At 72.2% G+C, this 26413-nt stretch carries 23 protein-coding genes and 1 tRNA gene; 12 read left to right on the top strand and 12 right to left on the bottom strand.

The features are described from left to right. Positions 1-12 precede the first annotated feature (12 nt). The 6 genes from LCN96_RS55405 to LCN96_RS55380 all read left to right on the top strand — a co-directional run bounded on the left by LCN96_RS55405 (position 13) and on the right by LCN96_RS55380 (position 7997). Positions 13-2322 carry a xanthine dehydrogenase family protein molybdopterin-binding subunit gene (locus LCN96_RS55405; RefSeq protein ID WP_225270397.1) on the top strand — a complete coding sequence of 770 codons (2310 nt, stop codon included), beginning with the start codon at positions 13-15 and terminating at the stop codon, positions 2320-2322. A 22-nt stretch (positions 2323-2344) separates the two neighbouring features. Continuing rightward, positions 2345-2749 carry a 4a-hydroxytetrahydrobiopterin dehydratase gene (locus LCN96_RS55400; protein WP_225270396.1) on the top strand — a complete coding sequence of 135 codons (405 nt, stop codon included), beginning with the start codon at positions 2345-2347 and terminating at the stop codon, positions 2747-2749. Positions 2750-2794: 45 nt separating this feature from the next. Continuing rightward, a complete protein-coding gene (locus LCN96_RS55395) occupies positions 2795-3406 on the top strand; it encodes an ATP-binding protein (protein ID WP_311132165.1) in 612 nt (203 codons plus the stop codon). Between the two features lie 69 nt (positions 3407-3475). Further along, on the top strand, positions 3476-4900 hold the full coding sequence (locus LCN96_RS55390; RefSeq protein ID WP_225270394.1) for a WGR domain-containing protein: 1425 nt from the start codon (positions 3476-3478) through the stop codon (positions 4898-4900). 410 nt (positions 4901-5310) lie between these two features. Beyond that, positions 5311-5691: a hypothetical protein gene (locus LCN96_RS55385; protein WP_225270393.1), complete on the top strand. Its 381-nt coding sequence runs from the start codon at positions 5311-5313 to the stop codon at positions 5689-5691. A gap of 83 nt (positions 5692-5774) precedes the next feature. After that, positions 5775-7997, top strand: coding sequence for a polysaccharide lyase 8 family protein (locus tag LCN96_RS55380; RefSeq protein ID WP_225270392.1), 2223 nt, complete (start codon positions 5775-5777; stop codon positions 7995-7997). A gap of 10 nt (positions 7998-8007) precedes the next feature. On the opposite strand, the gene LCN96_RS55375 is transcribed toward LCN96_RS55380, so the two are convergent. From LCN96_RS55375 to LCN96_RS55330, 10 genes are all read right to left on the bottom strand, one after another. Next, positions 8008-9216: a CU044_5270 family protein gene (locus LCN96_RS55375; RefSeq protein ID WP_225270391.1), complete on the bottom strand. Its 1209-nt coding sequence runs from the start codon at positions 9214-9216 to the stop codon at positions 8008-8010. Beyond that, the gene (locus LCN96_RS55370; RefSeq protein ID WP_225270390.1) at positions 9213-9755 is read right to left on the bottom strand and encodes an RNA polymerase sigma factor; all 543 of its coding nucleotides are present in this window, start codon (positions 9753-9755) and stop codon (positions 9213-9215) included. Before LCN96_RS55370 ends, LCN96_RS55375 begins: the two co-directional genes overlap by 4 nt. 37 nt (positions 9756-9792) lie before the next feature. After that, positions 9793-9966 (bottom strand): hypothetical protein, encoded by a 174-nt coding sequence (locus LCN96_RS55365; protein ID WP_225270389.1) that lies wholly within the window; start codon positions 9964-9966, stop codon positions 9793-9795. Further along, positions 9963-10199: a hypothetical protein gene (locus LCN96_RS55360; protein WP_225270388.1), complete on the bottom strand. Its 237-nt coding sequence runs from the start codon at positions 10197-10199 to the stop codon at positions 9963-9965. The genes LCN96_RS55365 and LCN96_RS55360 overlap by 4 nt, the downstream gene beginning before the upstream one ends. A gap of 64 nt (positions 10200-10263) precedes the next feature. Next, the gene (locus LCN96_RS55355) at positions 10264-12402 is read right to left on the bottom strand and encodes a peptidase domain-containing ABC transporter (RefSeq protein WP_225270387.1); all 2139 of its coding nucleotides are present in this window, start codon (positions 12400-12402) and stop codon (positions 10264-10266) included. After that, positions 12399-12572 carry a hypothetical protein gene (locus LCN96_RS55350; protein ID WP_225270386.1) on the bottom strand — a complete coding sequence of 58 codons (174 nt, stop codon included), beginning with the start codon at positions 12570-12572 and terminating at the stop codon, positions 12399-12401. The genes LCN96_RS55355 and LCN96_RS55350 overlap by 4 nt, the downstream gene beginning before the upstream one ends. Positions 12573-12699: 127 nt before the next feature. Further along, positions 12700-13482, bottom strand: a complete 783-nt coding sequence (locus LCN96_RS55345; RefSeq protein ID WP_225270385.1) for an alpha/beta fold hydrolase — start codon at positions 13480-13482, stop codon at positions 12700-12702. 69 nt (positions 13483-13551) lie between these two features. After that, positions 13552-14277 (bottom strand): DUF2071 domain-containing protein, encoded by a 726-nt coding sequence (locus LCN96_RS55340; RefSeq protein WP_225270384.1) that lies wholly within the window; start codon positions 14275-14277, stop codon positions 13552-13554. After that, positions 14274-14606 (bottom strand): metalloregulator ArsR/SmtB family transcription factor, encoded by a 333-nt coding sequence (locus tag LCN96_RS55335; RefSeq protein ID WP_225270383.1) that lies wholly within the window; start codon positions 14604-14606, stop codon positions 14274-14276. Before LCN96_RS55335 ends, LCN96_RS55340 begins: the two co-directional genes overlap by 4 nt. A gap of 22 nt (positions 14607-14628) precedes the next feature. Next, the gene (locus LCN96_RS55330) at positions 14629-15798 is read right to left on the bottom strand and encodes an acyl-CoA dehydrogenase family protein (protein WP_225270382.1); all 1170 of its coding nucleotides are present in this window, start codon (positions 15796-15798) and stop codon (positions 14629-14631) included. A 143-nt stretch (positions 15799-15941) separates the two neighbouring features. On the opposite strand from LCN96_RS55330, the gene LCN96_RS55325 reads away from it, so the two are divergent. Genes LCN96_RS55325 through LCN96_RS55315 form a run of 3 tightly spaced genes read left to right on the top strand, consistent with a single transcriptional unit; the run spans position 15942 to position 19040 of the window. Further along, positions 15942-17288 (top strand): PP2C family protein-serine/threonine phosphatase, encoded by a 1347-nt coding sequence (locus tag LCN96_RS55325; protein WP_225270381.1) that lies wholly within the window; start codon positions 15942-15944, stop codon positions 17286-17288. Next, entirely contained in the window at positions 17285-18043 is a 759-nt protein-coding gene (locus LCN96_RS55320) for an alpha/beta fold hydrolase (RefSeq protein ID WP_225270380.1), read from the top strand. The genes LCN96_RS55325 and LCN96_RS55320 overlap by 4 nt, the downstream gene beginning before the upstream one ends. 37 nt (positions 18044-18080) lie before the next feature. Then, complete coding sequence (locus LCN96_RS55315; RefSeq protein ID WP_225270379.1) at positions 18081-19040, top strand: haloalkane dehalogenase; 960 nt, start codon at positions 18081-18083, stop codon at positions 19038-19040. Between the two features lie 635 nt (positions 19041-19675). On the opposite strand, the gene LCN96_RS55310 is transcribed toward LCN96_RS55315, so the two are convergent. Then, positions 19676-19764: transfer RNA gene (locus LCN96_RS55310), tRNA-Leu, on the bottom strand. A 338-nt stretch (positions 19765-20102) separates the two neighbouring features. On the opposite strand from LCN96_RS55310, the gene LCN96_RS55305 reads away from it, so the two are divergent. Together LCN96_RS55305 and LCN96_RS55300 are read left to right on the top strand one after the other, a co-directional pair. Further along, a complete protein-coding gene (locus LCN96_RS55305) occupies positions 20103-20801 on the top strand; it encodes a hypothetical protein (protein ID WP_225270378.1) in 699 nt (232 codons plus the stop codon). 317 nt (positions 20802-21118) lie between these two features. Continuing rightward, positions 21119-23203, top strand: coding sequence for a chaplin family protein (locus LCN96_RS55300; RefSeq protein ID WP_225270377.1), 2085 nt, complete (start codon positions 21119-21121; stop codon positions 23201-23203). A 118-nt stretch (positions 23204-23321) separates the two neighbouring features. Here LCN96_RS55300 and LCN96_RS55295 read toward each other — a convergent pair whose 3' ends face one another. Continuing rightward, positions 23322-23507 (bottom strand): DUF5703 family protein, encoded by a 186-nt coding sequence (locus tag LCN96_RS55295; protein ID WP_138709921.1) that lies wholly within the window; start codon positions 23505-23507, stop codon positions 23322-23324. A gap of 189 nt (positions 23508-23696) precedes the next feature. Between LCN96_RS55295 and topA the strand changes: the two genes are divergently transcribed. Continuing rightward, entirely contained in the window at positions 23697-26402 is a 2706-nt protein-coding gene (gene topA, locus LCN96_RS55290) for a type I DNA topoisomerase (protein WP_225270376.1), read from the top strand. Positions 26403-26413: the final 11 nt, after the last annotated feature.

Below are 26413 nucleotides of genomic sequence, written 5' to 3'. Positions count from 1 at the left end.
ACAATCAGGGCCATGGGAGATCCTTATGTCGGCGCACGGACGCCACGCAGGGAAGACGCCAGACTGCTGACCGGCAAGGGCAGGTACGTGAGCAACGTGCGCCTGCCGGGCACGCTGCACGCCCACGTCGTCCGCAGCCCCATCGCCCACGGCCGGCTGCTCGGCTGTGACGCCAAGGCCGTCTGGGCCGTCGAAGGGGTGGTGGACGTCATCACCCCCGCCGACGCGGCCGGGCTCAGCCTGCCCTGTGTGAACGTGCTGCCGGGCCAGCGCCTCACCTCCTACCCGGTGCTGGACGACACCATCCGGTACGCGGGCCAGCCGCTCGCCCTGGTCGTCGCCCGTACGCCGGAGGCCGCCAGGGACGCCGCCGACCTGCTCGACCTGGACCTCGACGAGCTGCCCGCGACCGTCGGCGCCGAGCGGGCCATGGCCGCCCAGCCGCTCTACCCGGAGCTGGGCAGCAATGTGATCACCGACTTCGGGATGGGGGACGAGGACTGCCTGGCCGCCGTCGAGGGGGCCGAGCACGTGGTGGAGATGGTGTTCAGGATGGGCAGGGTCTCGCCGTACCCGCTGGAGCCGCGCGGCGTGCTGGCCTCCTACGCCGACGGCGAGCTGACCGTGCACACCTCCTCGCAGGCGCCGCACCACGTGCGCGAGCACCTCGCGGACACCTTCGGGCTGCCGCACGACCGGGTCCGCGTGATCAGCCGCGACACGGGCGGCGGGTTCGGCGCCAAGGAGCACGTCTACCCCGACGAGGCGCTCGCCTGCCTGGCCGCGATGCGCGCGGGCCGTCCGGTGCGCTGGATGGAGGCGCCGGGCGACCGGCTGTTCGCGACGCTGCCGGCGCGGCAGGCCGTGCACCGGGCGCGGCTGGCGCTGGACGGTGACGGGCGGTTCCTGGCCATGTACGTGGACGTGGTCGGCGATCTCGGCGCGCACCCGGCCAACACCGGGGCCTCCACGTTCGCGGTCACGGCCACGCTGCTGCCGGGGCCGTACCGGTTCGGCAAGTTCGGCGTGCGGGTGCGCGGCGTGGTCACCACGACGGCGCCGTTCGGCTCCTACCGCGGCTTCGGCCAGCCCGAGGCCACCCTGACCAGGGAACGGCTGATCGACGAGGCGGCGCGCCGGCTCGGCCTCGACCGGATCGAGCTGCGGCTGCGCAACATGCTGCGGCCGGAGGAGCTGCCGTGCACGACGGCGGTCGGCCAGACCTACGACTCGGGCGACTACCCGCGCGCCCTGCGCACGGTGCTGGACATGGTGCGGCCGGTCGGCCGCGCGGACGACGGCCGCAGGCGCGGCGTGGGCTACTCCTGCCACGTCGAGACCACCGGGCTGGGCCCCTCGATGGACCTCAAGGCCATGGGGGCGGAGTCGGGCGGCTACGAGACGGTGGCCCTGCGGATGGAGCAGGACGGGTCCGTGGTGGTCTCGGCGGGGGTGGTCGCGATCGGGCAGGGCATCGAGACGGCGCTGGCGCAGCTCGCGGCCGACGGGATCGGGGTGCCGATCGAGCGGGTGCGGGTGGTGCTGGGGGACACGGCGGTGACGCCGTACTCGTCGATCGGGTCGATCGCGAGCCGCTCGCTGGTGGTCGGCGGCGGCGCGCTCACGCGGGCCGCCGGCAAGCTGCGTGACAAGCTGCTGGCCCTGGCCGCGCACCGGCTGGAGGCGGCGCCCGGCGACCTGGAGGTGGCCGGCGGCGCGGTGCGGGTGAAGGGCGACCCGCAGGCGGCGGTGCCGCTGCGCGAGCTGGCGACGGCGGCGTGGCGCGGCTGGGACCTGCCCGAGGGCGTCGCGCCCGGCCTGGAGGAGCGCGACAGCTACGACCCGCCCGGCTACACCTACGCCTACGGGGCGCACGCGGCGGCCGTGGCCGTCGATCCGGAGACGGGCGCGGTGGAGCTGGAGGGCTACTGGGTGGTCAACGACGCCGGCGTGCTGGTCAACCCGGCCGTGGTCGAGGGCCAGATCATGGGCGGCGTGGCGCAGGGGATCGGCCAGGCGCTGACCGAGGAGATCGTCTACACCGACGACGGCCAGCCGATCGTCGACTACCTGCCGCCGACCACGCGCGAGGTGCCGGACATCGAGGTCGTGCTGCTGCAGACGCCCTCGCCGGTCACGCCGGGCGGGATGAAGGGCGTCGGGGAGGCGGGCACGATCGGCCCGCCCGCCGCGATCGCCAACGCGGTCGCCGCCGCCCTGCCGGAGATCGCCGACCGGATCACCGACGTGCCCCTCACCCCGGCCGCCGTGTGGTCCCTGCTGCAGGTGTCGAGGCCGGCGGCCTGGGAACGGGAAGGCTGAGCCAGGGGGATCGGGGGAGACGATGGGCGAACACCGGGGGCTGCTGCACGCCATCGGCCGCATGACGGGTCTGTTCGAGCGGCCCGGCGGCGGCGGTGGCGTCACAGGCCCCAAGAGGCACAGCACGCCGCTGACGGACGCCGAGCTCGCCGCGGCGCTGCGCACGCTGCCCCGATGGAGCGGCGACCGGTCGGGGCTGCGCCGCGCAGTCTCGCTGCCCAGGGAGAACCTGCACGCGGTGCGCGGCGCACTCGACCGGCTCAAGATCACCTACGGCAGGCAGCCGCAGCTGCACGACCGCCCCGACGGGCTCGTCCTGCTGGTGCGGACGGTGTCGGTGGGCGCCGTGACGTCGCTGGACGTGGAGCTGGCCAGGCGGGTGGACGAATTGATCGAGGAGATCGGCGCCGGCCTGGGCCATCCCTGACCGGGGTCGCGCAGTTTCCCGATTTACGGACATCACTCTAAAAGAATGAGTGATATTTCATCGGAAATTCGACCCGGAGGGCCTTCTCGTGCGTACACGTTTCGACAGCGTTGTACGTCAAACCATAGGCAGGTCCTCTTGTTAAGCGAAAGGCGCATCCGCTGCCCCTCAGCACAGGAAAGAGACGCCATGACCAGGCTGCGATCGACTCGCCCGAGCCGGAAGCAGTACGCTTGGCCGCTGCGCGCGGACGCGCGGACGGTCGGTCAGGTTCGCGCCCTCATCCGCACGGAATTGTCAGAACTCTCCCTTTCTTCCGATCTCGTTGACGACGCCGTTCTCATGGTGAGCGAATTGATCACCAATGCGTTCCTGTACGGCGACGACCCCTACGAACTCGTCCTTCATGTGGACGAGAGGGACATCATGCTCGTGGTGGTGGACGGCAGCCCGATCCTGCCCGCCCCCGCGCCCCACGACCTCGGCGCCGAGCACGGGCGCGGCCTGCGCATCGTGGCCAGGCTCTCCGAGGGTTTCTACGGTTGCCACCCCCAGCGCTACGTCACGCAGCCCGACCTGGTCGGCAAGGCCACCTGGTTCGCGCTGCCGCGCGCCCGCACGACCGGCAACGTGGTGCCGATCAGGGCGGGCGTCTGACTTTTGTCGCCGCTGTCCTCTACGCTCCCCAGCAATTGATCACGGCCCGATTTCTGGAGAAGCGCGGACATGACCTACTTGGAGCTGTCTGAGGACGGCGGCGGATCGCACAAGTTCTACGAGGTGGCCGTGGCGGGCACGCAGGTCACCATCACGTACGGACGGATCGGCGAGGCAGGTCAGACCAAGGTCACCGCCTTCCCCACGGAGGCCAAGGCCCAAGCGGCGGCGGCCAAGAAGCTCGCCGAGAAGGCCCGCAAGGGCTACGCGCCCGCCGTGCGCGGCGTGCGCCAGCGCCGGGCCATCACCCGCAGGGCCATCACCAGCACCCGCTCGACCGCCCAGCAGGCGCCGGTGCTGTGGCGCTTCGACAGCGGGGCCTCGGCGTTCGGCATCTTCGTGGACGGCGAGCGCTGCTGGGTCGGCAACCAGCGCGGCGACGTCTACACCCTCAGCCACTCCGGCACCGTGACCGGCCGCTTCCGGCTGCCCGACGGCGTGAAGTGCATCGTGGCCGACGACTTCTGGATCTACGCCGGCTGCGACGACGGCCGCGTGTACGACCTGAGCGGCAAGGTCCCGAGGTCCGCCTACGAGATCGCGGCCGACGTGGACATCTACTGGCTCGACATCCACGACGGCGTGCTCGGCGTCTCCGACCGCGCGGGCCGGGTCACCGCGATCGACTACGAGGACGAGTTCCAGTGGGCGCGCAACGGCGGCGGCGACTCGGCCTGGATGGTCAGGTGCGACGCGGACTCCGTCTACTTCGGTCACTCGCGCGGCGTCGCCCGCTACGACGTCTCCGACGGCACCCCGATCTGGGAGACCAAGGTCGCCGACGCGGTGCTGTTCGGCTGGCAGGAGGAGCACGCGGTCTACGCGGGCACCGCCCGCCGCACCGTGCACCGCCTGGCCAAGGGCGACGGCCGGGTGGAGGCCGTCTACCAGTGCGACGGCGCCGTCTACTCCTGCGCCACCTCGCCGGGTGGCCGCCACGTCTTCGCCGGTGACAACCACTCCTCCGTCTACTGCTTCGACGCCTCGGGCGAGCGGCTGTGGAAGCTCGGCACCGGCTGCGGCTCGGCCTTCTCCATGCAGTACCTGGACGAGCGGCTCTACATCGTCACCACCGACGGCACACTGGCCTGCATCGACGCCGGAGAGGCCGCCATCGCCGCCGCCCGCACCGGCAGCGTGCCGCAGCCGGTGGACGTCAAGGCGGCGGCGACGCTGGAGGCGGTCGAGCCCTCCGTCGTGCTGGAGACCGTTACGGCGGCGGCGGGCGAGGCCGGCGACGGCGTGGTGGTGGAGTGCGTCAGGGAGGGCGAGCGGCTGCGGGTGCGGGTGATCAGCCCCGGCTACGAGTCGTGGAACGTGCAGTTCCCCAAGGACATCCGCGAGCCGGGCGCCCGTTACCTGGTGGACGGGGTGCGCTCGGCCGGACGCGGCGGGTTCTACCGCGCGTACGGGGAGATCCGCCGCCTTCTCTGACGGGCTCACGCGCGGCGCGGTCCCGACACGTTCCGGGTGCACCTGCTGTCCGGCGGCACGGAGATCTCCGCGGGCACGCTGCAACGCACGGCGCGCGAACGCGAGTCGCTGCTGCTCGGCAAGCTGGCCAGGGCGGCAGGGGCGGTCGCTGAGCGGGGACGTGCTGGTCACCGGGTTCTCGCAGGGCGGGCACGCGGCCATGGCGCTGGGCAAGGCGCTGCGCGGGGACCCGGCGTACCGGCTGCGGGGGGTCGCGCCGATCTCCGGGCCGTACCACGTGCGCGCGGCCGAGCTGCCCGCGCTGCTCCAGGACCGGCTCGATCCGCACAGCGCGACCTTCTACCTGGCGTACGGGACGGTCTCGATGAACCGGTTGCACCACTTCTACGGCTCGCCGTCCGAGGTGTTCCGTGACCCGGCCGTGGAGCAGCTGTTCGACGGGGGACCACAGCTTCGAGCAGATCGCGGCCGGGCTGCCGGGCTCGCCGCGCGATCTCGTCACCGCCGCCTACCTGGAGCGGATCACCAAACCGTCGGGGGCGTTGCTGCGGGCGATGAAGGTGAAGGACGTGACGTGCGCGGGGTGGCGTCCCGGGGTGCCGGTGCGGCTGTACGCGGGGCGTGGTGACAAGGACGTGGCCTATGACAACTCGCGGTACTGCCTGCGGGAGCTGCGGGTGAGCGGGGTGAAGGCGGCGTTGAAGGACGTGGGTGACGTCGATCACACGACGACCGCCCGCCGGTCGCTGCCCGAGGTGCTCGACTGGTTCGTCGCCCTGCGCGGGGCGTGAGGCCGGTGCTCGTGTCACGCCCCGCGCGGGTGGGTGCTTGCCGGGCGTGGTGATCGTGTTGCCCGGCGCGTGATAATCGGGGCGTGCCGCTGCCAACCAGGCGATTATTCCTCCGGCTCGGCGGCGTGGCCGTGGCCGGAACGGCGGGCGCGTTGGCGCCGGCGCGGGCGGCGCACACGCCCGACGAGACGTTCGTCCTGCTGCGCCGCCGCTGGCGGGAGGTGACGGCGGGGCCGGGGCACGACTCCGAGCGCTACCGGGCCCGGCTGGCGGCGCTGGGCCGGGCGGCCGCGCGGTATCGCGCCTCGATGGCGACCGGGCCCGACTCGCTCTGGCCCGACCAGGCGTTCCCGTCGTTCGTGGCCACGCCGAGGCGGCTGCGGGTGATGGCGCAGGCGTACGCGCTGGGCCTCGCGGACGCGGGCCTCGCCGAGGCCGTCGCCACCGGGGTGGAGCACTACCGGCGGCACGTGTACGCGGCGGGCGGCGACGCCCCGGGCAACTGGTGGCACTGGCAGATCGGCGTGCCGAAGGCGCTGATGGACGCCTGCGTACTGGCGGGCACGTGGAGCCAGGCGCTGGCCGAGTCGGTGGATCACTACGTGCCGCCGAGCCGCCTGCACCGCTACTCCGGCAACAGCACCGCCGCGAACCGGGTGGACCTGTGTGTGGTGACGCTGCTGCGGGCCATGCTGGACGACGACCACGGCAGGGCGGCGCTGGCGGTGTCGGCGCTGTCGCCGGTGTTCGCGACGGTCTCGGAAGGTGACGGGTTCTACCGGGACGGGTCGTTCATCCAGCACTCGTGGGTGCCCTACCAGGGCGCGTACGGGGTGACACTGCTGTCGGGGCTGGCCACGCTGTACGCGGTCCTGCGCGGCTCGCCGTGGGAGCCGGCCGACCGGCGGATCTTCGAGACGGTCGAGCGCTCGTTCGCGCCTTTCGTGCACGACGGGGCCTGCATGGACCTGGTACGCGGGCGGAGCGTCGGCAGGCGGCCGTTCGGCGACCACGAGCGCGGGCGGGAGATCGCCGCCGCCGTCCTGCTGCTCGGGGAGAGCGCCACCGGGGAGCAGCGGGCGCGCTGGCAGGCCATGGTCAAGGGGTGGGCGGTGCGCGGCACGTACCGGCCGATGCTGGAGCACGCCGCAGAGCCCGCCTTCCACGCCCGCCTGGCGGCGGTCATGGCGGACGGCGCCGTAGCCGCGGCGGCCGAGCCCGTGGGGCACCGGCTGCTGCCGATGAGCGCCAGGGCCGTGCACCGGCGGCCCGGCTGGTGCGCGGCGCTCAGCATGGCCTCGCACCGCGTCGGCCACTACGAGCACGGCAACGGCGAGAACCTGCGCGGCTGGCACACCGGCTCGGGGATGCTCTACTGGTGGGCCGAGGGGCACGGCGACCAGTACTCCGACTCCTTCTGGCCGACCGTGGACCCCTACCGGCTGCCGGGCACCACCGTGTCCACGTTGCGGCTGCCCGACGGGGCGGGTGCGGGGTGGGGTGACACGCGCACGCCGTGGCGGTGGGTCGGCGGGGCCTGCGACGGGACGTACGCGGCGGTGGGGCAGCACCTGAGCGGGCTGGAGAGCACGATGGAGGCGTTCAAGTCGTGGTTCTTCCTGGATGACGCGATCGTGTGCCTGGGTGCGGGGATCTCCGGGGAGGACGGGGTGGCTGTCGAGACCGTCGTGGACAACCGCAGGACCGCCGCGCGGCTCACGGTGGGGGCCGGGTGGGCGCATCTCGAAGGGCACGGGGGTTATGTGGTGCCCGGCCAGGAGCTGCGTACGTCGCGGGAGCGGCGGGACGGTGGCGGGGTGAGTCGTGACTACGTGACGCTGTGGCTGGATCACGGCGTCGATCCGCGCGCGGCGTCCTACGCCTACCTGCTGCTGCCGGGTGCGGGGAGGGAGGAGACCCAGGCCCGAGCCCTGGTGCTGCCGGACGCGAGCGAGCCCAGGCCCGCCGACGGTCTGGTGCGGGTGCTGGCCAACACGGCGCGGCTGCAGGCCGTGCAGGTGCCGGGGCTGGGGCTTCTGTCCGCCTGCTTCTGGAACGCCGGGACGGTGGGCGGCCTCACCGCGTCCGCCCCGTGCGCCGTCCTGGTGCGCGAGCGGCCCGGCGGCACCGCGGCCGTGACCGTCGCCGACCCCCGCTGCGAGCTGGACGAGCTGACGCTGACCTGGGCCAGGCCGGTGGCCGAGCTGCTGGACGGCGCCGCGCTCCTGACCGGCGGCGGGCTCAGGTTCGAGCGGCCGGCCGATCAGGAGGGCGCCTCGGTGACGGTCACGGTGCGATTCGGCTGAGCCCGGAAGGTCAGGGCCGCTGGCCCAGCTCGTCGGTGAAGCCCATGCCGGCCAGCGCCACCCGCAGCTGCGTCACCCCTTGATCCGCCACGTCGTACTCCAGCAACTCGGCCGTCTCCGGGTCGATGACGAGCCGGAAGGAGACCCCGTCGGCCGTGGACGAGGACAGGGCGACCCCCGCGCGCCCCAGCGCGTCCGTGACCTCGCCCTGGGCGGTGATGCCCGGCTGGTCGGCCAGCACCTGGTAGAGGGCGGAGCGGGTGCCGGGCCTGATCGGCGCGGTCATCAGGTCCACGCCTGTCTGCCACAGGTAGCCGGCCTTGTCGGCGCCCGCCGTGTTGGGGCTGCGCCGCCACAGCTCGTCCAGGCGTCGCTTGAGCTCGTCCTTGCCGGTGGGCAGCGCGGAGACGTTCTGGAGGGTCAGGCCGGGGTTGTCGATGGACAACACCCGGGGGGTGTTGTCCTCGTGCGTCCGCTTCCCCCGCTCCACCAGCGCGGGCGAGCCGGCCGCGCGCCAATCGGCCTCGTCCTGCGGGGAGCCGAACGTGACCGCCACGTCCTGCCCGCGCACGCTGCGGCCGGCCTCGCCGGGACGCATGGCCCGCCAGCTCTCGGTGGTGTCGGCCGCGTAGGCCGTGTACGGCAGCTCGCGCCTCTTCAGCTCGCCGACCTGCTGCTCGAACTCCTCGCGTGCCGCTTCGAGCCGCCTCAGGTCGCCCTTGAGCTCCCGTTCCCGCTGCTCGAACGTCGCGGCCAGCTTCTTGATCTCGGCCGCGTACTCCTCGGGCGCGACGTGCACCTTCTGCAGCACGCGCTCGTTGACGTACCAGTAGCGGCCCGATTCGGCGGGCTCGCGGCGCGCGGTTGTGGCGGCGGCCAGCAGGAACGAGCGCGCATCCAGCACCGGCCGGGCGGACGGCGGGGCCTGGCGGGGCGCGGGGTCACCGGTGACCACGAAGGTGGCCGTGAAGGTGGCCGCGACGGCCGCGAGCCCGGCCGCGACGGTGCCCGCCGCCAGGACGAACGGGCGCCGCCGGCGCAGGCGCGGGTGCGTGGACCCGGGGTGGGCGCGCGGGGTGGCGAAGGCGCGCGGGGCGGCGAAGGTGCGCGGGGTGGCGAAGGCGCGGGCCAGGTCGGCCGCGCGGCGTCGCCGGTAACCGTCCTCCGCGAGCTCGTCCAGCCCTTCGGGCTTGAGCCTGGCGAACGTACGGTCAGTCATCGGGGGTCCTCCAAGGGTGTGTCGAGCAGTCGCGGACGCGGGCCGCCGCCGAGGCTCAGCGCGCGGGCCAGCCGCTTGCGGGCGCGGTGCAACCGGACGTTGTACGTGCGCACCGAGCAGCCCATGACGCCGGCCGCCTGCTCGGGCGGCAGCCCGTACCAGGTGGCGAAGACCATCGCCTCCACGTCCTGCTCCGGCAGCGCGCAGAGCGCGGCCAGGGCGGTCTCCCTGTCGACGACGTGCTCGGCCACGTCCCACGCCTCGTGGTCGCGGGCGGTGGTCAGCGCGGCGATGCGATCGACCAGGGCCTGCCGCCGGTGGCGCGAGTCGCGCTGCTTGGCCAGCAGGTTGCGCGCCACCCCGAGCAGCCAGGGCAGCGGCGGCTCCGGCAGGTCGGCCAGCCGCCGCCAGGCCACGAGGAACGTCTCGCTCGACACGTCCTCGGCCACGTCCCGGTCGGCCCGCAGCAGGGCGTAGCCCAGCACGTTGCGGTAGTGCCGGTCGTAGAGGTCGGTGAATCGTTCTTCGGGATCGTCCACACCCAGTAGTCCCTCCGAACGCCCCAGGATTACCGCGTCACGGGGATCGGCCCCGGATCCGCGCTCTTCGATACTCCTCCACCACCAGCTCCGTCAGCTCGGCGAGCGAGGTCTGCGCCGTGGGCCGGTCGAACGTGATCGTGCCGTGCTGCAGCAGGTTCACCCGGTCGCACACCTCCAGGACCTGGGCGTGGTTGTGCGCGATGATCACGATGGACAGACCAGGACGAACTTCCACTTCGGCGTGGCCGGGAAGTCCCCGGCCGTGCCCGCCCCGCCGGTGGCCGCCGGCTGGTTCTGCCCGGACGAGCAGGCGCTCAGCAGCGCGGTGGCCGCGGCCGAGGCGCTGGCCAGGCCGGCTCCGGTGAGCAGCCGCCTCCTGGCGACGGGGGTGAGGTGGAGGGTGTCGAGCGCCTCTTCGACCTTGGGGTGAATGTTCTTCATCGTGTGCCCCTGACGGAATGGGTCCCCCGAGAGCCTTTGCCGTCAGTGTTCTCCTAGACGAAGATCAAGTCAGCACCGTCTGTGCGGCGACCAGCTCGGCGTACCTGCCGCCTGCCGCGATCAGCTCGTCGTGGGTGCCGCGCTGCACGACCCGGCCGCCGTCGATCACCAGGATCAGGTCGGCGTCCCTGACCGTGCTCAGCCGGTGCGCGATCACGATCCTGGTCTGCGCGAGCGTGCCGAGGTTGGCCTCGATGACGGCCTCGGTGGCGCTGTCGAGGTTGCTGGTGGCCTCGTCGAGCAGCAGGATCTTCGGGCGTGACAGCACGGCGCGGGCCAGGGCCAGGCGCTGCCGCTGGCCGCCCGACAGGCCGCCGCCGTCGGTCAGCACGGTCTCGTACCCCATGGGCATGGCCGCGATCTCCTCGTGCAGCGCCGCCAGCCGGGCCGCCGCGACCACCCGATCCATGGTGGCGGCGGGATCGTTCAGCGCGATGTTCTCCCTGATCGAGCCGTTGAACAGCGACGGCTCCTGGGTGACCACGCCGAACTGGCGGCGCAACGTGCGCAGGTTCAGCTCGGCGGCTGGCACGCCGTCGTACCTGATCTCACCCTCGACCGGGTCGTGCAACGCGAGCAGCAGCCTGGCCAGCGTGCTCTTGCCCGACCCCGACGCGCCCACCAGCGCGACCTTCTGGCCGGGGCAGACGGAGACGGAGACGTCCCGTACCGTCCAGGGGGCGCGGGGGCCGTGGCGGAAGCTCACCGCGCGCAGCTCCACCGCGCCGCGCAGCCGCAGCACCTCGATGCCGTCGCTCGGCTCGGGCTCGGCGGCCAGGATGTCCGAGAGCCGGTCGAAGTGCGCCCCGGCCTGCTGCAGGCTCTGCAGCCCCGTCATGAGCGAGCCCAGCGGGGTCAGCGCGCCGAGCGCGACCGCGTTCAACGCGATCAGCGTGCCGAGCGTGAGCTGGCCGTCCAGCACCCGCCAGGCGCCCAGCCACAGCAGGCCGAGCGGCGCCGTCACCCTGATCGCCGACAGCGCCGCCTCCAGCAGGCCCCTGGTCAGCCCGGCCCGCACGTCGGCGTTGAGCTGCCTGGCGAAGTGCGCCGACCACTGGTCCACGGCCTGCCGCTCGGCCCCCGACGCCTTCAGCGTCTCGATGCCGGTGATCGTCTGGATCAGGCTGTTCTGCGCCGCCGACAGCGCCGCCAGCTCCTGGTGGGTGAGCGTGGCGATCCGGCCCGTGGTGGCCAGCAGCAACACCGACTGCGCCACGGCCACGCCGGTCAGCGCCAGCCCGAACACCGGATCCCAGAGATGGACGAGCACCAGGTAGCCCACGGCCAGCGGCCCGTCCAGCAGCGCCGCGACGACCTGCCCCGTCAGGATGTCACCCAGCGTGGACACCCCGGCCGCCCGCGTCACCAGGTCGCCCTTGGCGCGCTGGGTGAAGTACCGGTACGGCAGAGCCACCAGATGCCCCACCACGCTCTCGGTGAGCTCCCTGTCGGCTCTGGCCCGCACCGCGACCAGCAGCGCCGCCCGCAAGTACCCGATCACGAACTGCGCCGCCCCCGCCAGCGCGATCGACAACCCGAGCAGCGGCAGCACCTGCTCGGCCCGCGCCGGGACGATGGTGTCGACCAGCAGCTCGGAGAAGAGCGGCAGCGCCAGCCCGAGCAGTTGCAGCAGCAGCGAGGCGGCCACGATCTGCGCCAGCAGCCCCCTGCGCCGCCGCAGCAGCGTGCGCGCGAACTCCCGCCGCCAGGCCCCCGCCATCGACGACGACCCCCGCCGGAACCCCTCGCCCGGCTGGAACACCAGTAGCACGCCGGTGAACCCCGCCCCGAACTCCTCCGGCGTCAGCCTCCGCCGCCCCTGCCCGGGGTCCACCACGTCCACCCGGTCGGGCGACCAGCGCTCCACCACCAGGAAGTGGCCGAACTCCCAGTGCGCCACCGCCGGCAGCGGCACCCGCGCCAGATCCTCCGGCGCCAGCGAGAAGGCCCGCGCCTGGAGGCCGTGCTCGCGCGCGCCGTCCACGAGCGCCCTGGCGCTCAGCCCGTCCCTGCCGACCCCCAGCCGGTCGGCGACCTGGTGCAGCGTGGTGCGGTGGCCGTGGCAGGCCAGCACCATGGTCAGGCAGGCCGCGCCGCACTCGGTGTCGGTGTTCTGCAGCACGACGGGGACGCGCCGCCTCATCGCACCGTCCCCAGCGCCAGCGCGGTCACGCCGATCCCGGCCGTCACGACGATCGCCACCGCGATCCACAGGACGAGGAACGACGGCCCGCTGATCACCAGCGGCATCCGTACGGGCGCACGCCCCCTGGCCCGCTCGCGCAGCGCCTGCTCCCGGTAGATCAGCTTCATGGCCGCCAACCTAGGAGCGGTGGCTTGGAAGTCACTTGGGAGTCACCGGATCGCGGTCTGCCCGGCGAATGACCGCCTACAGCACCTCGCGCGATCGAATGACCGCCTCGCGCAGCCGAACGACCGCCTACAACACCTTGCGCAGCACCTGCGCGAACTCCTCCGGATGCCCCATGAACCCCCCGTGCTCCCCGGGGAACTCCACCGGCGTCACCCCGAGCAGCTCGGCCAGCGCCACCGACGTCCGATAGGTCACGAGCTGCCCCGACTCGGCCCCGACCCCCACGACCACCCGGCCGGCCCGCAACGCCTCGACCTCGGGCACGTATCGGGTGGTGCCCCGCAGCTCGTGCGCGAAGAAGCGGGAGCTGTCGGCCACCATCTGCTCCGACGGCGGCGGCCCCGCGGCCTCGTCCTGCTCGAACCCGGCGTTGCCCATGAACTTCGCGAACGCCGCCCAGAGCCCGTCGCGATGGAAGGTCTCGATCATGTCGTCCACCGCGGCCCGCTGCTCGGCGGCGTCCGGCAGCAGCTCCACGCAGGGCGGCTCGTGCGCCACGAGCGTACGCACCCGCGCGGGATGCCGGGCGACCAGCGCCAGCCCCGTCACCGCGCCGCCGCTGCTGCCGAACACGTCGGCCGACTCGGCCCCGAGGTCGTCGAGGATGGCCGCCAGGTCGTCGGCCCGCAGCTCGGGCGTGGAGTCCTGCTCGGGGTCGTCCAGCACGCTGCCGGAGATGCCGCGGGGATCGTGCGTGACGACCGTGAACTCGGCGGCCAGCGCCTCGGCCAGCGGCGCGAAGTCCGCCGCGGCCATCGGTGCGCCGGTCACCACCAGCAGCGGCCCCGAGCCGCGCACCTCGTAACGCAGCCGCGCGTCCGGTCGCCGCAGGATGTGGGTGGCGGTCATGTCGGAACCTCGTCTCTCCGAGTACGTCTGTCGCAGGTTCAGACCCGGCCCGCCGCCGGAACTCATCGCTCAGGACGCCGCCATGGCGGGCAGCGGCTGCCACACCGCCGGCACCCCGCGCATCACCAGCGCGCAGTCGAGCACCGCGCTGCCGCCGGGGAAGCGGCCGGGATCCTCGAAGAACGAGGAACCGGCCGAGCGGATCCGGCAGGCGTCCACGGCCCACCGCTCGGTACGCAGCTCCATGCCGTCGAGCCGCACCCCCGACGCGGTCGCCGAGTATCCCTTGGCGCCCCCGCGGAAGAACGCCGAAGCCCGCTCCAGGTCCTCGAACAGCTCGCTGCCGCGCAGCTCCGCCGTCACCTCCACCTCGACGCTGACCCGGGTGCCGCCGTCGCGGGTGGCGTAGGCGACGTGCAGCTCGTGCGGCGTCTCGCGTACCGAGAAGTCGGCCCGGCCGTGCTCGCCGGGGAACACCCGGCCCCCGGCCCAGGCGTTGACCAGCGAGGCGGTGTCGCGGCGCGGGATGTAGACGCCGGTCTCCACCCCGCGCGGCCCGTCCCACTCGACGGCGAACCGGTGTGCGGCGTTCTCACTGCGCAGCCCCACCCCGCGCGGCGCCCACGCCGGCCGCATGCCGCCCAGCCGCAGCAGGCAGATGCCGGCCACGGCGTAGCCGTTGACGAGCTGGGGCCGCAGCGGCGCGGGCAGCTGCCGCGCCGCCGCCTCGGGATCGACCCGGTAGTTCACCAGCAGGCGGCGCTCGACGACACTGGACAGGCGGGGTTGTCTCATGAGTCCTCACTCTCCTGCGGACGGCGCCACCTGGTGTGGCGCAGCACGATCTGCTCCGGGCACACGGCGCTGAGGAACCGCCCGACACAGCTCGCCAGCCGCTCTTCGACCAGTGAGTAGAGGATGCGGTTGCCGTCACGCCGCTCGGTGACCAGCTCGGCTCCCTTGAGCACGCCGAGGTGCCGCGAGATGGACGGCCCGCTGATCGAGAAGCGCCCGGCGATCTCCCCCGCGGCCAGCTCGCCGCCCCGCAGGTCCTCCAGGATCTGGCGCCTGGTGGGGTCGGCGAGCGCCCGGAAGACCCCCGTCTCGTCGTGAGATCCGGTCATGGCTCTATATTTAGCACATTAGCTAAATGTCTAAGAGCTCGAGCACCGCCCACGACTGGCCCTGGGCGAGCCCCGCCAGCTCCCGCCCGCACTCCCGCAGCGCCTGCGGCCCGCACAGGACGTGTGCGGCACCCGCCTGCGCGTCCCTGAACAGCCGCTGGATCAGCCCGTCGCGCAGCGCCGTGGTGCCACCCGAGGCGTAGACGAACCCGGCCACCTCGGTCACCGTCGAGGTGATGTGGTTGAGCGCGAGCCGCACCATCGTCTCCTGCCTGGTGCTGAGCCGCCCGCCCTCGTCCAGCGTGCGCTCCACGCCGTCCCAGGTCTGCCTGATCAGCGCCGCAGCCGCGCGGAAGCTCGCCTCGGCGCGGGCGAAGCCGGCGTGGAAGGCGTCGCTGCCGGCGAGCTGGCCGGGCCGCCCGCTGCGCGCGGCCGCGTACCCGGCCAGCTCGTCCAGCAGCCGCCGCCCGATGCCGAGCGCCCAGCCCGAGTGGCAGATCAGCGCCTGGTCGAGCAGCCCGAGGCGGTAGATCGCGCCGCCGCGCAGCGGCTCGGTCGTGCGGAAGTCGTGGGACTGCGACTCCGGCACGAACGCCCCGTCGATGGTGTAGTCGACGCTGCCCGTGGCACGCAGGCCCAGGACGTCCCAGTTGCCGAGCATCGTGACGTCCTCCATCGGGGTGATGAAGATCCGTACCTCGTCGGTGCCCTCGACGGCGGCGGCGCTGTGGGCGTACTGCGCGTGATACATCCCCGAGGCGAAGCTCCACCGCCCGCTCAGGCGGAACCCGCCCTCCTGCCGTACGGCGAGGCCCGGCCGGGTGCCCTGGCCCGCGATCAGCGGCATGCGGGGGCCCTTGAAGAGGCGTTCCACGGCGTCCTCACCCAGGTAGGCGCCCGCCGTGCCGTTCTCCAGGGTGGTGGCCATGACGACCCAGCCCGTCGAGGCGTCGGCGTACGTCAGCTCCTCGAAGAGGCCGAGCAGCTCCCGGGGGGACAGCTCGGCGCCCCCGAGCGGCTCCGGCACCCAGCAGCCGTAGACGCCCGCCTCGTGCAGGGCGTCCACGACGGGCGCGGTCAGTTTCCCCTCCGTCTCGGCCCGGCCCGCCTCGCGTTCGATCAGCGTACGCAGGTCGCGAGCCCGATCCAGCAGGGTCGTGCCGGCTCTGTGCAGTCGCGGCGTGTCACTCATGTTCCAGTGCTCCCGTTTGTGATCGTCGGCGCTGTACTTCCGTCAGATCACGTCACGCGCGTGTTGTCCAGAGCCTGCCGTCCGGCCAGGTGTCATGCGGATGACCGGGGGGCATGAGGCAGGCGAGAGCATCGGGGGTTGACGTGGGAGGGGAGCCGCAAGAGGGCGCGTTCGACGGATTCCTGGGGCGGCTGGGCGCCGAGGACCTGCAGCGGCTGCAGGAGAGCCTCGGCCAGATCCGCGACCTGCACGACCGGATGAAGCACCTGCTGGAGGCCGTGCTGGCGATCAGCTCGGAGCTGGAGCTGAACGCGGCGCTGCGCACCATCGTGGAGGTCTCGGCCGACCTGGTGGACGCCCGCTACGGCGCCCTCGGCGTGCTGGACGAGGACGGCCAGTTCGCCGACCTGTTCACATGCGGAGTCTCGCAGGAGGTGTATGACGCCATCGGCCGCATGCCGACCACCCACGGCCTGCTCGGCGAGCTGGTGGCCCACCCCCGCCCCATGCGCGTGGACGACCTGCAGGCCCACCCGGCCTTCCGCGAGTTCCCCGCCGGGCACCCGGTGATGCGGACGCTGCTGGGCACGCCCGTCCTGGTGCGCGGCACCGTCTACGGCAACATGTACTTCGCCGACAAGCGCACCGGCGGCCCGTTCACCGGCGACGACGAACGCATCATCGCGGCCCTGGCCAGCGCGGCCGGCGTCGCCATCGAGAACGCCCGCCTCTACGACCGCCTCCGCCGCAGCACCGAGGACTTCCAGCGCAGCCTGCTCCCGGACCTGCCGGACATGCCCGACCCATCCGGCCTGCACGCCTGCGCCCGCTACCGCCCCTCCAGCTCCCTGCCCAAGATCGGCGGAGACTGGTACGACGTGATCATCCTGCCCGACGGCGTCCCCTGCCTCATGGTCGGCGACGTGATGGGGCACGACCTGAAGTCGGCCACCATCATGAGCCGGATCAGCACCATGCTGCGGGTGATCACCTACGAGCAGTGCGAGCCGCCCTCGTACATCCTGCGCCGGCTGGACGAGGTGCTGCACGGCCTGCACGGCGGCCCGATGGCCACCGTCCTGCTGGGCCGCCTGGAGCCGTGCCCCGGCTCCGGCAGGCGGCTGTGCTGGAGCAGCGCCGGCCACCCGCCCCCGCTCCTGGTCCCCGCCGACGGCCCCGCCCACTACCTGCGCGCCGACGGCGGCCACCCGCTGGGCGTCACCACCGACCTGTCCCGCCCGGACCACGCCCAGCTCATCCCCGTCGGCTCCACCCTGCTCCTCTACACCGACGGGCTCGTCGAAGACCCCGCGCACAGCCTCGACGACGGCCTCGACAGCCTGGCCCACCGAGCCTCGGACCTGCGCCACCTCCCCCTGGAGGAGATGTGCGACCAGCTCCTGCGCCACCGCGGCGACCACTTCACCGACGACGTGGCCCTGCTCGCCCTGCGCATCGGCCCCTGCGCCCCGGTAATGTCTGCCGGATGACTCTCCCCTATGACATCAACGGCCACGGACCTGCGGTGTTGCTGCTCCACGCCGGAGTGTGCGACCGGCGGATGTGGGATCCCCAGTGGCAGCCCCTGGCCGATGCGGGCTTCCAGGTGATCCGCTGCGACCTGCGCGGCTTCGGCCAGAGCCCGCTGCCGGCGCAGCCGTACAGCAACTCGGGCGACCTGCTGGACCTGCTGGACAGCCTTGGCCTCGACCAGGTGACCCTGATCGGCTCCTCCTACGGCGGGAAGGTGGCCGTGGAGACCGCAGCCGCCCATCCCGACCGGGTGGCGGCACTGATCCTGCTCGCCGCCGCCCTGCCCGGCCGCGAGCCCACCCCCGAGCGGCGCGCGCTGGGGGATCGCGAGGACGCGCTCGTCGAGGCGGGCGACCTCGCCGCGGCCGCGCAGCTCATGGTCGAGACCTCGCTCGGCCCCGACGCGGGCGAAGACGCCAAGCGACTGGTACGCGAGATGCAGCTGCGGGCCTACGAGCTGCAACTGGCCGAGGGCGTGGCAGGACCGGTCAAGCCCGAGGTCGACCCGGCGGGCATCACGATGCCGTGCCTGGCCGTGTCAGGCGCCCACGACCTGCCCGACTTCCGCGACACCGCCACCTTCCTGCCCGCCGCCCGCCACGTCGAGCTGCCCTGGGCCGGTCATCTGCCGAGCATGGAACGACCGGCCGAGGTCACCGACCTCATCGTCTCGTTCCTGCGCGAGACGTCCGGGACGAGCCCGTCCGCCTGAACGTCACACTTGGCTGCCGTGCTCCCTCTCATGAGGCATGACCACGACAGACCCCCAGGACCTGCGCATCCTGCGCACCCCGGAGTCGCGCTTCGCCGACCTCCCTGACTACCCCTTCGAACCGCACTACCTCACCGTGGACGGCGGCCGGCTGCGGATGCACTACCTGGACGAGTCGCCCGAGCACCCCTCGGGCGAGACCGTCCTGCTGCTGCACGGCAACCCGTCGTGGAGCTACCTGTACCGGCACGTCATCCCGCCGCTCGTCCAGGCCGGGCACCGCTGCGTGGCCATCGACCTGATCGGGTTCGGCAAGTCGGACAAGCTCGTGGACCGGCACGTGTACACCTACGACCGGCATCTGGGCTGGTTGCGGGAGGCCGTGCTGGACCGGCTGGGCCTGCGGGAGGTGACCCTGGTCTGCCACGACTGGGGCGGGGCGCTCGGCCTCCCCTTGCTGGCCGCCCATCCGGAACGGTTCCGGCGCGTGGTTGCCAGCAACACCGGACTGAGCACCGGGGATGAGGACCTCGGGGCCGGCTGGCCGATGATGGCTTCCTGGCTGCAGTCGAGCCAGCGCACCTATCCGTTCCTGCCGTCGGCCATCGTGCAGGCGATGACTGTCACCGAGTCGGGCCCCGAGGTGCTGGCTGCTTACGACGCGCCCTATCCGGACGAGTCGTATGTGACGGGGGTGCGGCAGTTTCCCCTGCTCATCCCGATTTCTCCGGAGGATGCGTACACGCCGGTGCTGCGGGCGGCCTGGGAGGTGCTGGAAAGGTTGGAGCTGCCGTTTCTGTGTGCGTTCAGCGATCAGGACCACGTCACCCGCGGGGACCACAGCGCGCTCAGCGGGCGCATCCCCGGTGCTCGTGGCCTGGTCCATCCCACCATCGCCGGTGCTGGTCACTTTCTGCAGGAGGATGCGGGGGTGGAGCTCGCCGCGGTCGTCGACCGGTTCATCCGGGCGACGAGCTCGGCCGCGTGCGTGCCGTGAGCCGCCCACGTCGCGTCGCGAGTTTGCTCGCCTCCGCGCCGCGTCGCGAGTCGCTCATCTCCGCGCCGCGACCTTGCTCGCGTCCGCGCAGCGAGCCACTCCTTCACTGCGGTGCGTAAGGTCGCCGGTGGCGGATGCGCCAGCCTTCAGGAACCGCTCGACCACCCCGATCAAGGACCGTACGGTCTTCGATCATGAAAAATCACTACCTGCACCTCGGCCGTCCGGCCCTGGCAGCCGTGCTCGCCGGCGGAATCCTCCTCACCGCAAGTAGGGCCCTCTTCCTCGTAGGTGGGCCTACCGGGAGATTCTCGCGCGAGACAGGGCTCGATTGTCGCGACACTGGAACGACTGCACACGACCATGGGCGCACGACCGGCTTGCCGTCATCCCGTCTCTCCCGACGCCGCCCTCTCCGCGGTGCCTGGCGGTTTCGTCGCTCGGACGTCCTGAGGTGACCGGTTGCGACCTTGGTGAGCCAGATGGTCGTTTCGGTGTCGTCGATGGCGTACCAGATGCGTCATCTTCCTCTGCGACTTGCATGTTGAGCCCATGGCCCCAAGCCGACAGCCCCGGATGAACGGCTCATGGCCGAGAGAAAGCAAAGGCGCCAGGTCAGAGACCTGGCGCCTTCATGGTGTCCGAGGGGGGACTTGAACCCCCATGCCCATCACTGGGCACTAGCACCTCAAGCTAGCGCGTCTGCCTATTCCGCCACCCGGACTTGGTGCCTGCACGCGAGACCGTCATCTCGCGTCGGCTCCGTAAGGTTAGCAAACTCTGAGGAGTGCGTCATACCAAGAATCCGTACCCCGCCAGAGAGACCTCTCACCACCCCCCGATACCCCGTCTGGGGCTCCTGATGGGGCCGGCGTGGGGACGAGGGGGACGGGTTGTGGGGGTTGGGGAGGGTTCGCGGCCCGGGGAGTTGGTGAATTTCTGGGACTCAGGGGAAAAGGCCTTGCGACAACTTTGGGTGCTGCTACGGTTACGGATCGTTGAGGGGTGAGTCCACGGACCGGCCTCACGACGTGAGGCCGGTTCTGGAGCTCGGGAGGGCAAGTGACGCGCGTGGCGGTGCAGCGGCTGAGGGCGAAGGCCCGTGCTGCGCGCCGCCCGCGCGTGACTGTCCAGGCTGTCCCGGCTCAGGGCCCGACCACCGGGCTGGGTGACCGGATGGCGCGGTTCGCGGCCGGTGCCCGGCGGGTCGTCGTGCGGGCAGTCGCGATTGGCGCCCTGGTGGCCGCCGGGTGGCTGCTTGCTGTTGTGTTCGGTACGCTCGCCGCCGCTCCGGCGGCCGCGGATGCCACCGCGGCGACAGGTGCGGCCGGGAGGAGCACGGGCACCAACCCGGCGGATACCACCGCGGCGACAGGCACGACCGGGTCCACCGACACCGGCACGGCGGATGCCACCGCCGTGACAGGTGCGGCAGGGAGCTCGGGCGGCACCGCGCAGCACGGGCTCACCGCCCCCGTCTCGGCGTCGGACAACGCCGAGGCCATGGCCGGTCGCACGGTCGACGGCCTCAACAGTCAGCGGGACCCTGGCCTGCCCGCACCTTCCTCCGCCGGGAAGATCCTGGACACCGATGGTCTGGTGCCCAACGGCGGCGGCAGCGGTCCCTTCGGGCCTGCGACAGGGGATGCCGTGCGGTCTGCTTACGACCCGCGGCTCCAGGCCGGGCGCGTCCCCGTGGCGCGCCTGCTTCCCCCCGTCGTCCGCACAGCGGCGGACGACCCTTCCTTCTCACCTGACTGATCCCCGCACCTGGACCTCGGCTCGATGCGAGCCGGCCGGGGCGACGACGGCTCAGGGCGCCCATCAGGGCGACGCCTCAGCGGGCCTGCGCACACCAGAGCAGCCGGCCCGGGGCCCGAGCCTCCGGTGGTCCGATCGTCAACGGTAGAGCGGCGGAGTGCGGCATCGATCCCTCCGCCCGCGGGTGACACACGTCAGTCCTCGTTCCACCGGTTCGCGCATCCCGATACCCGCTGTGCACGTGCTCGACGCGTGCCTTCGGGCTGCCCGCGGACCCGTTCAGGTAATCCCCCCAAGAACCACTAGGAGCATTCATCATGCGTACGTGGGCAAAGGCAACGAGCCCCGCGGCCCTGCTGGCCGTGGCCGTCATGTCGTTCGGGGCCGGCGGCACCGCGCTGGCCGACACCTCCGGCAACGGGTCCGTCGCCGGCGGCAACCAGGTCGACCTGCCGATCTCCGTGCCGATCGACATCAGCGGCAACTCCGCCGCCGCCATCGGCAAGTCGGAGGCCACCTCCCAGGGCGGCGCCGAGGTCATCAACCAGGGCCGTCCCGGCATCCCCAACGACACCTCGGGCAACGGCTCCGTCGGCGGCGGCAACCAGGTGAACGCGCCGATCAGCGTCCCGGTCAACGCCTGCGGCAACGCGGTCTCGCTGATCGGCAAGTCCGACGCGGGCTGCAAGGGCGGGGCCACCGTCCGTACCCAGGGCAGGGGCGGCGCGGGCGGCAACCAGACCTCCGGCAACGGCAGCGTGCTCGGCGGCAACCAGATCTCCGCGCCCATCTCCGCGCCGATCAACGCCTGCGGCAACGCACTGGCGATCTTCGGTGACGCGACGGCCGGGTGTGTCGGCGGCTCGGCCGTGCACAACACCGGGCAGGGCGTGGGCGGCAACCGTACGTCCGGCAACGGCAGTGTGCTCGGCGGGAACCAGGTCGTCGCGCCCATCTCGGCGCCGATCAACATCTGCGGCAACTCGGTCGCGGTGGTCGGGCGGGCCTTCTCCGGCTGCCGCGGCGGCTCGACCGTCACCAACAACGGTGGCCCCGGCCAGCGCTACTTCGCCCGCCACCAGGCCGCCGGATCGACGGGCAACGACACCGACGGGCGCTTCGGGGCCGGCAGCGGCAACCAGGTGGTCGCCCCGGTCAGCCTGCCGATCGACGTCTGCGGGAACGCCGCGGGGAACGCGTCCGCCGGGTGCAAGGGCGGCTCGAAGGTGGAGCACTCGGGCTCCGGCGGCAACCGCACCTCCGGTACGGGCGGCGTGCTCAGCGGCAACCAGGCGGTCGCGCCCATCAGCGCCCCCATCGACGTCTGCGGGAACGCCGCGGCCGTGCTCGGTCACGCGTTCGCCGGATGCAAGGGCGGCGCGACCGTCCGCAAGTCCGGCAGGAACGCGGGCGGCAACCGCACCTCGGGCGCCGGTGGCGTGCTGAGCGGCAACCAGGCGGTCGCGCCGATCGCGGCGCCGATCAACGTCTGCGGCAACGCGGCGGCGGTGCTCGGCCTCTCCCACGCCCGTTGCAGGGGCGGGGCGGGCGTCTGGGCGCACCACGGCATCGGCGGGGGCGGCAACCGTACCTCGGGCGCCGGTGGCGTGCTGAGCGGCAACCAGGCGGTCGCGCCGATCGCCGCGCCGGTCAACATCTGCGGCAACGCGGCGGCCGTCCTGGGTGACGCCGCCGCCGGATGCCTCGGCGGCTCGCACGTCGGCACGCCCGGGTTCGAGCGCCCTGACGGGTTCGAGCGCTTCGCCCGCGCCAACAGCAAGGTCGCGGCGGCCAAGGGCGGGCTGCTGCCCATCACGCCCAGCCTGCCGGTGCTGGGCGGCGCCCAGGAGGTCGGCGGCAAGGTCGGCGAGGTCACCCAGCAGGTGCAGCAGCTCGGCAGCGCGGCCGAGCTGGCCAAGCGGGTGCCGGGCGTGAGCACCGTCGCCAAGCAGGCGGAGGGCTACGGCAACGTCGCCGAGGTCACCAAGCAGCTCGAAGGGGTGGGGAACGTCACCGGGCAGCTGCCCGCCGTCGAGGACGCCTCCAGGACGTTCGGCCTGCCGCAGCTCCCCGAGCTGCCCGGCCTGCCCGTGAGCCCCGAGCAGCCGAAGCGGACGGCGATGTCCGCCCCGAGCGACGGCAAGGGCCGCGCCACCTCGCGCTCGGCCTCCCCGCTGGCCCCGGCCACCGACCTGGTCGCCTCCACCCCGGCCGGCGGCGCGGTGTCCTCGGCCACCCGCAGCCTGCCCGTGCCGGACGTCGGCCTGATGAGCGCCGCGCAGCCCGCCGGCGTGACCGGCATGAACACCGGCTCGGTGCTCGCGCTTCTGCTCGGCTCGATGCTCGCCGCCTCGGCGACGATGTTCGCGACGGCCCGCCGGTTCCGGTTCGGCCGTAAGTAAGGAATCAGCGCATACGTAACACGATCCGGTTGCTGCTCACCGTCCGTGAGTAGCCCGCCGTAGACGCTTTGCCCGTTCCGGGGGCGCGGCCCGGGGCGGGCAAAGCCATGTCCGGGGTTCATAGGGTGCTGCGTACTCGCATGATCTTACGCCGCAGGCGTACGTGGCGGCTGCCGTCGGGGTGCACGCGGACGCGCGCGAGCTCCCACTTCCCGTACTCTGCGTGTTCGGTGAGCAGTTGACGTGCTGCTTCGCGAGTGAGATCGCGTGGAATGAAGATATCCATGTAGGAGTAGTCGAGCACAACGATTAGTCTCCAGGGTGAGTCAGGGCGCCATGCCGCTCGATGGGCCTTATTCTGCGTGCTTGTGGGTGGACCCGGAAGCGAGTGGGTAGCCCGGGGGAAGGAAATTTCCGCGAGTCGGGTTACCTTTCAGTCTGTGCCGACTCCCGGCAGGGGGATTTGCAAGCGAACAGCGAGGTAGGAAGCAGCGTGCCAGCCAAGAACGGCAGCGCCGGCGGAACACGCCTGGTGATCGTCGAGTCGCCGGCCAAGGCGAAGACCATCGCCGGGTACCTCGGGCGCGGCTACATCGTCGAATCGAGCATCGGTCACATCCGCGACCTGCCGGAGCGGGCCGACGACATCCCCGAGAAGTTCAAGGGCGCGCCATGGGCCCGCCTCGGGGTGAACGTCGAGCACGGGTTCGAGCCGCTGTACGTCGTCAACCACGACAAACGCTCGCAGGTCGCCAAGCTGCGGCAGCTGCTCAAGGACGCCGACGAGCTCTACCTCGCCACCGACGAGGACCGCGAGGGCGAGGCCATCGCCTGGCACCTGCGCGAGGTGCTCAAGCCCAAGGTGCCCGTGCACCGCATGGTGTTCCACGAGATCACCCCGCAGGCGATCCGAGACGCCGTGGCCAACCCGCGCGACCTCAACCTCCGCCTGGTGGACGCCCAGGAGACGCGGCGCATCCTCGACCGGCTCTACGGCTACGAGGTCAGCCCCGTCCTGTGGAAGAAGGTCAAGCCGAAGCTGTCGGCCGGCCGGGTGCAGTCGGTGGCGACGCGGCTGGTGGTGGAGCGCGAGCGGGAGCGCATCGCGTTCACCCCCGCCCACTACTGGGACCTGCAGGCGCTGTTCGACACGAACAAGCCGGAGGAGCGCCCGCGCGACTTCACCGCCACGCTGACCGGGGTCGACGGCAAGCGGGTGGCGCAGGGGCGCGACTTCGCCAGCACCGGGCAGCTCAAGAGCGGCGCCGACGTGCTGCACCTGACGGAGGCCGCCGCGGGCGAGCTGGCAGGGCGGCTCCAGGGGGTCTCGTTCGCGGTCAAGTCGGTCGAGCGCAAGCCGTACACGCGTAAGCCGTACGCGCCGTTCCGGACGACCACATTGCAGCAGGAGGCCAGCCGGAAGCTGGGCTTCTCCGCCAAGTACACGATGCAGGTCGCGCAGCGGCTGTATGAGAACGGGTTCATCACCTACATGCGTACCGACAGCATCACGCTGTCGGAGACGGCGGTGGCGGCCGCGCGGTCGCAGGCGATCAAGCTGTACGGCGCCTCGTACGTGCCCGACAAGCCGCGCGTCTACGCCAGCAAGGTCAAGAGTGCGCAGGAGGCGCACGAGGCGATCAGGCCGTCGGGCGAGGAGTTCCGCACGCCGGGCGAGACCGGGCTGTCGGGCGACATGTTCCGGCTGTACGAGCTGATCTGGCAGCGCACCGTGTCGTCCCAGATGAAGGACGCGGTCGGCGAGTCGATCACGGTGAAGGTGGGCGGCAGGTCGTCGGCCGGCGAGAACGTCGAGTTCAGCGCGTCCGGTCGCACGATCACGTTCTACGGCTTCCTGAAGGCGTACGTGGAGGGGGCCGACGACCCCTCGACCGACCGCGACGACTCCGAGAAGCGGCTGCCGAACCTGGCGGAGGGCGACGCGCTGAGCGTGACGCGGCTCGACGTGGCCGGCCACTCGACCAAGCCGCCGGCGCGCTACACCGAGGCGTCGCTGGTCAAGGAGCTGGAGGACCGGGAGATCGGCCGGCCCTCGACGTACGCCTCGATCATCGGCACCATCCTCGACCGCGGTTACGTGTTCAAGAAGGGCACGGCGCTGGTGCCGTCGTTCCTGGCGTTCGCCGTGGTCAACCTGCTGGAGCAGCATTTCGGGAACCTGGTCGACTACGACTTCACGGCCGAGATGGAGAAGGTGCTCGACGACATCGCCAACGACCGGGCGGAGCGGGTGCCGGAGCTGCAGCGCTTCTACTACGGCGCCGACGGCGACGAGGGTCTCAAGGAGATGGTCACCGACCTGGGTGACATCGACGCCAAGGAGATCAGCTCGTTCCCGGTCAAGGGCACCGACATCGTGCTGCGGGTCGGTCGGTACGGGCCGTACCTCGACAGGGACGGCGCGCGCGTCAACGTGCCCGAGGACATGACGCCCGACGAGCTGACGGCGGAGAAGGCCGAGGAGCTGTTCTCGCGGCCGACCGGTGACCGGCAGCTCGGTCAGGACCCGGTGACGGGGCACATGATCGTGGCCAAGGACGGGCGCTACGGGCCGTACGTGACGGAGGTCCTGCCTGAGCCGGCCGCCGACGAGGACGCCCCGAAGCGGCGGACGAAGAAGGCCGACGCGCCCAAGCCGCGCACCAGCTCGCTGTTCAAGTCGATGTCGCTGGACACGATCACGCTGGACGACGCACTCAAGCTGCTGTCGATCCCGCGGGTCGTGGGTGAGCTGGAGGGCCAGGAGGTCGTCGCGCACAACGGGAAGTTCGGCCCGTACCTGAAGAAGGGCACCGACTCCCGCTCGCTGGCCTCGGAGGAGGCGCTGCTGACGGTCACGATCGAGCAGGCCAAGGAGCTGTTCGCGCAGCCCAAGCAGCGCGGGCGGGGCCGGGCGGCGGCTGCCGCGCCGCTGCGCGAGCTGGGCGACGACCCCAACTCCAAGAAGCCGGTCGTGGTCAAGGAGGGGCGTTTCGGGCCTTACGTGACCGACGGCGAGACGAACGCGTCGCTGCGCAAGGGTGACACGGTCGAGGACATCACGATCGAGCGGGCGGCGGAGCTGCTGGCCGAGCGGCGTGAGCGGGCGCCGGCGCCCAAGAAGACGACGACGAAGAGCACCACGAGGAAGGCGCCTGCCAAGAAGGCTCCGGCGAAGAAACCTGCGACGAAGTCCTGAGTGGCCGTGGT

This window comes from Nonomuraea gerenzanensis (genome assembly GCF_020215645.1).
Lineage (GTDB): Bacteria > Actinomycetota > Actinomycetes > Streptosporangiales > Streptosporangiaceae > Nonomuraea > Nonomuraea gerenzanensis.
This window is presented reverse-complemented; position numbering and strand designations above follow the sequence as displayed.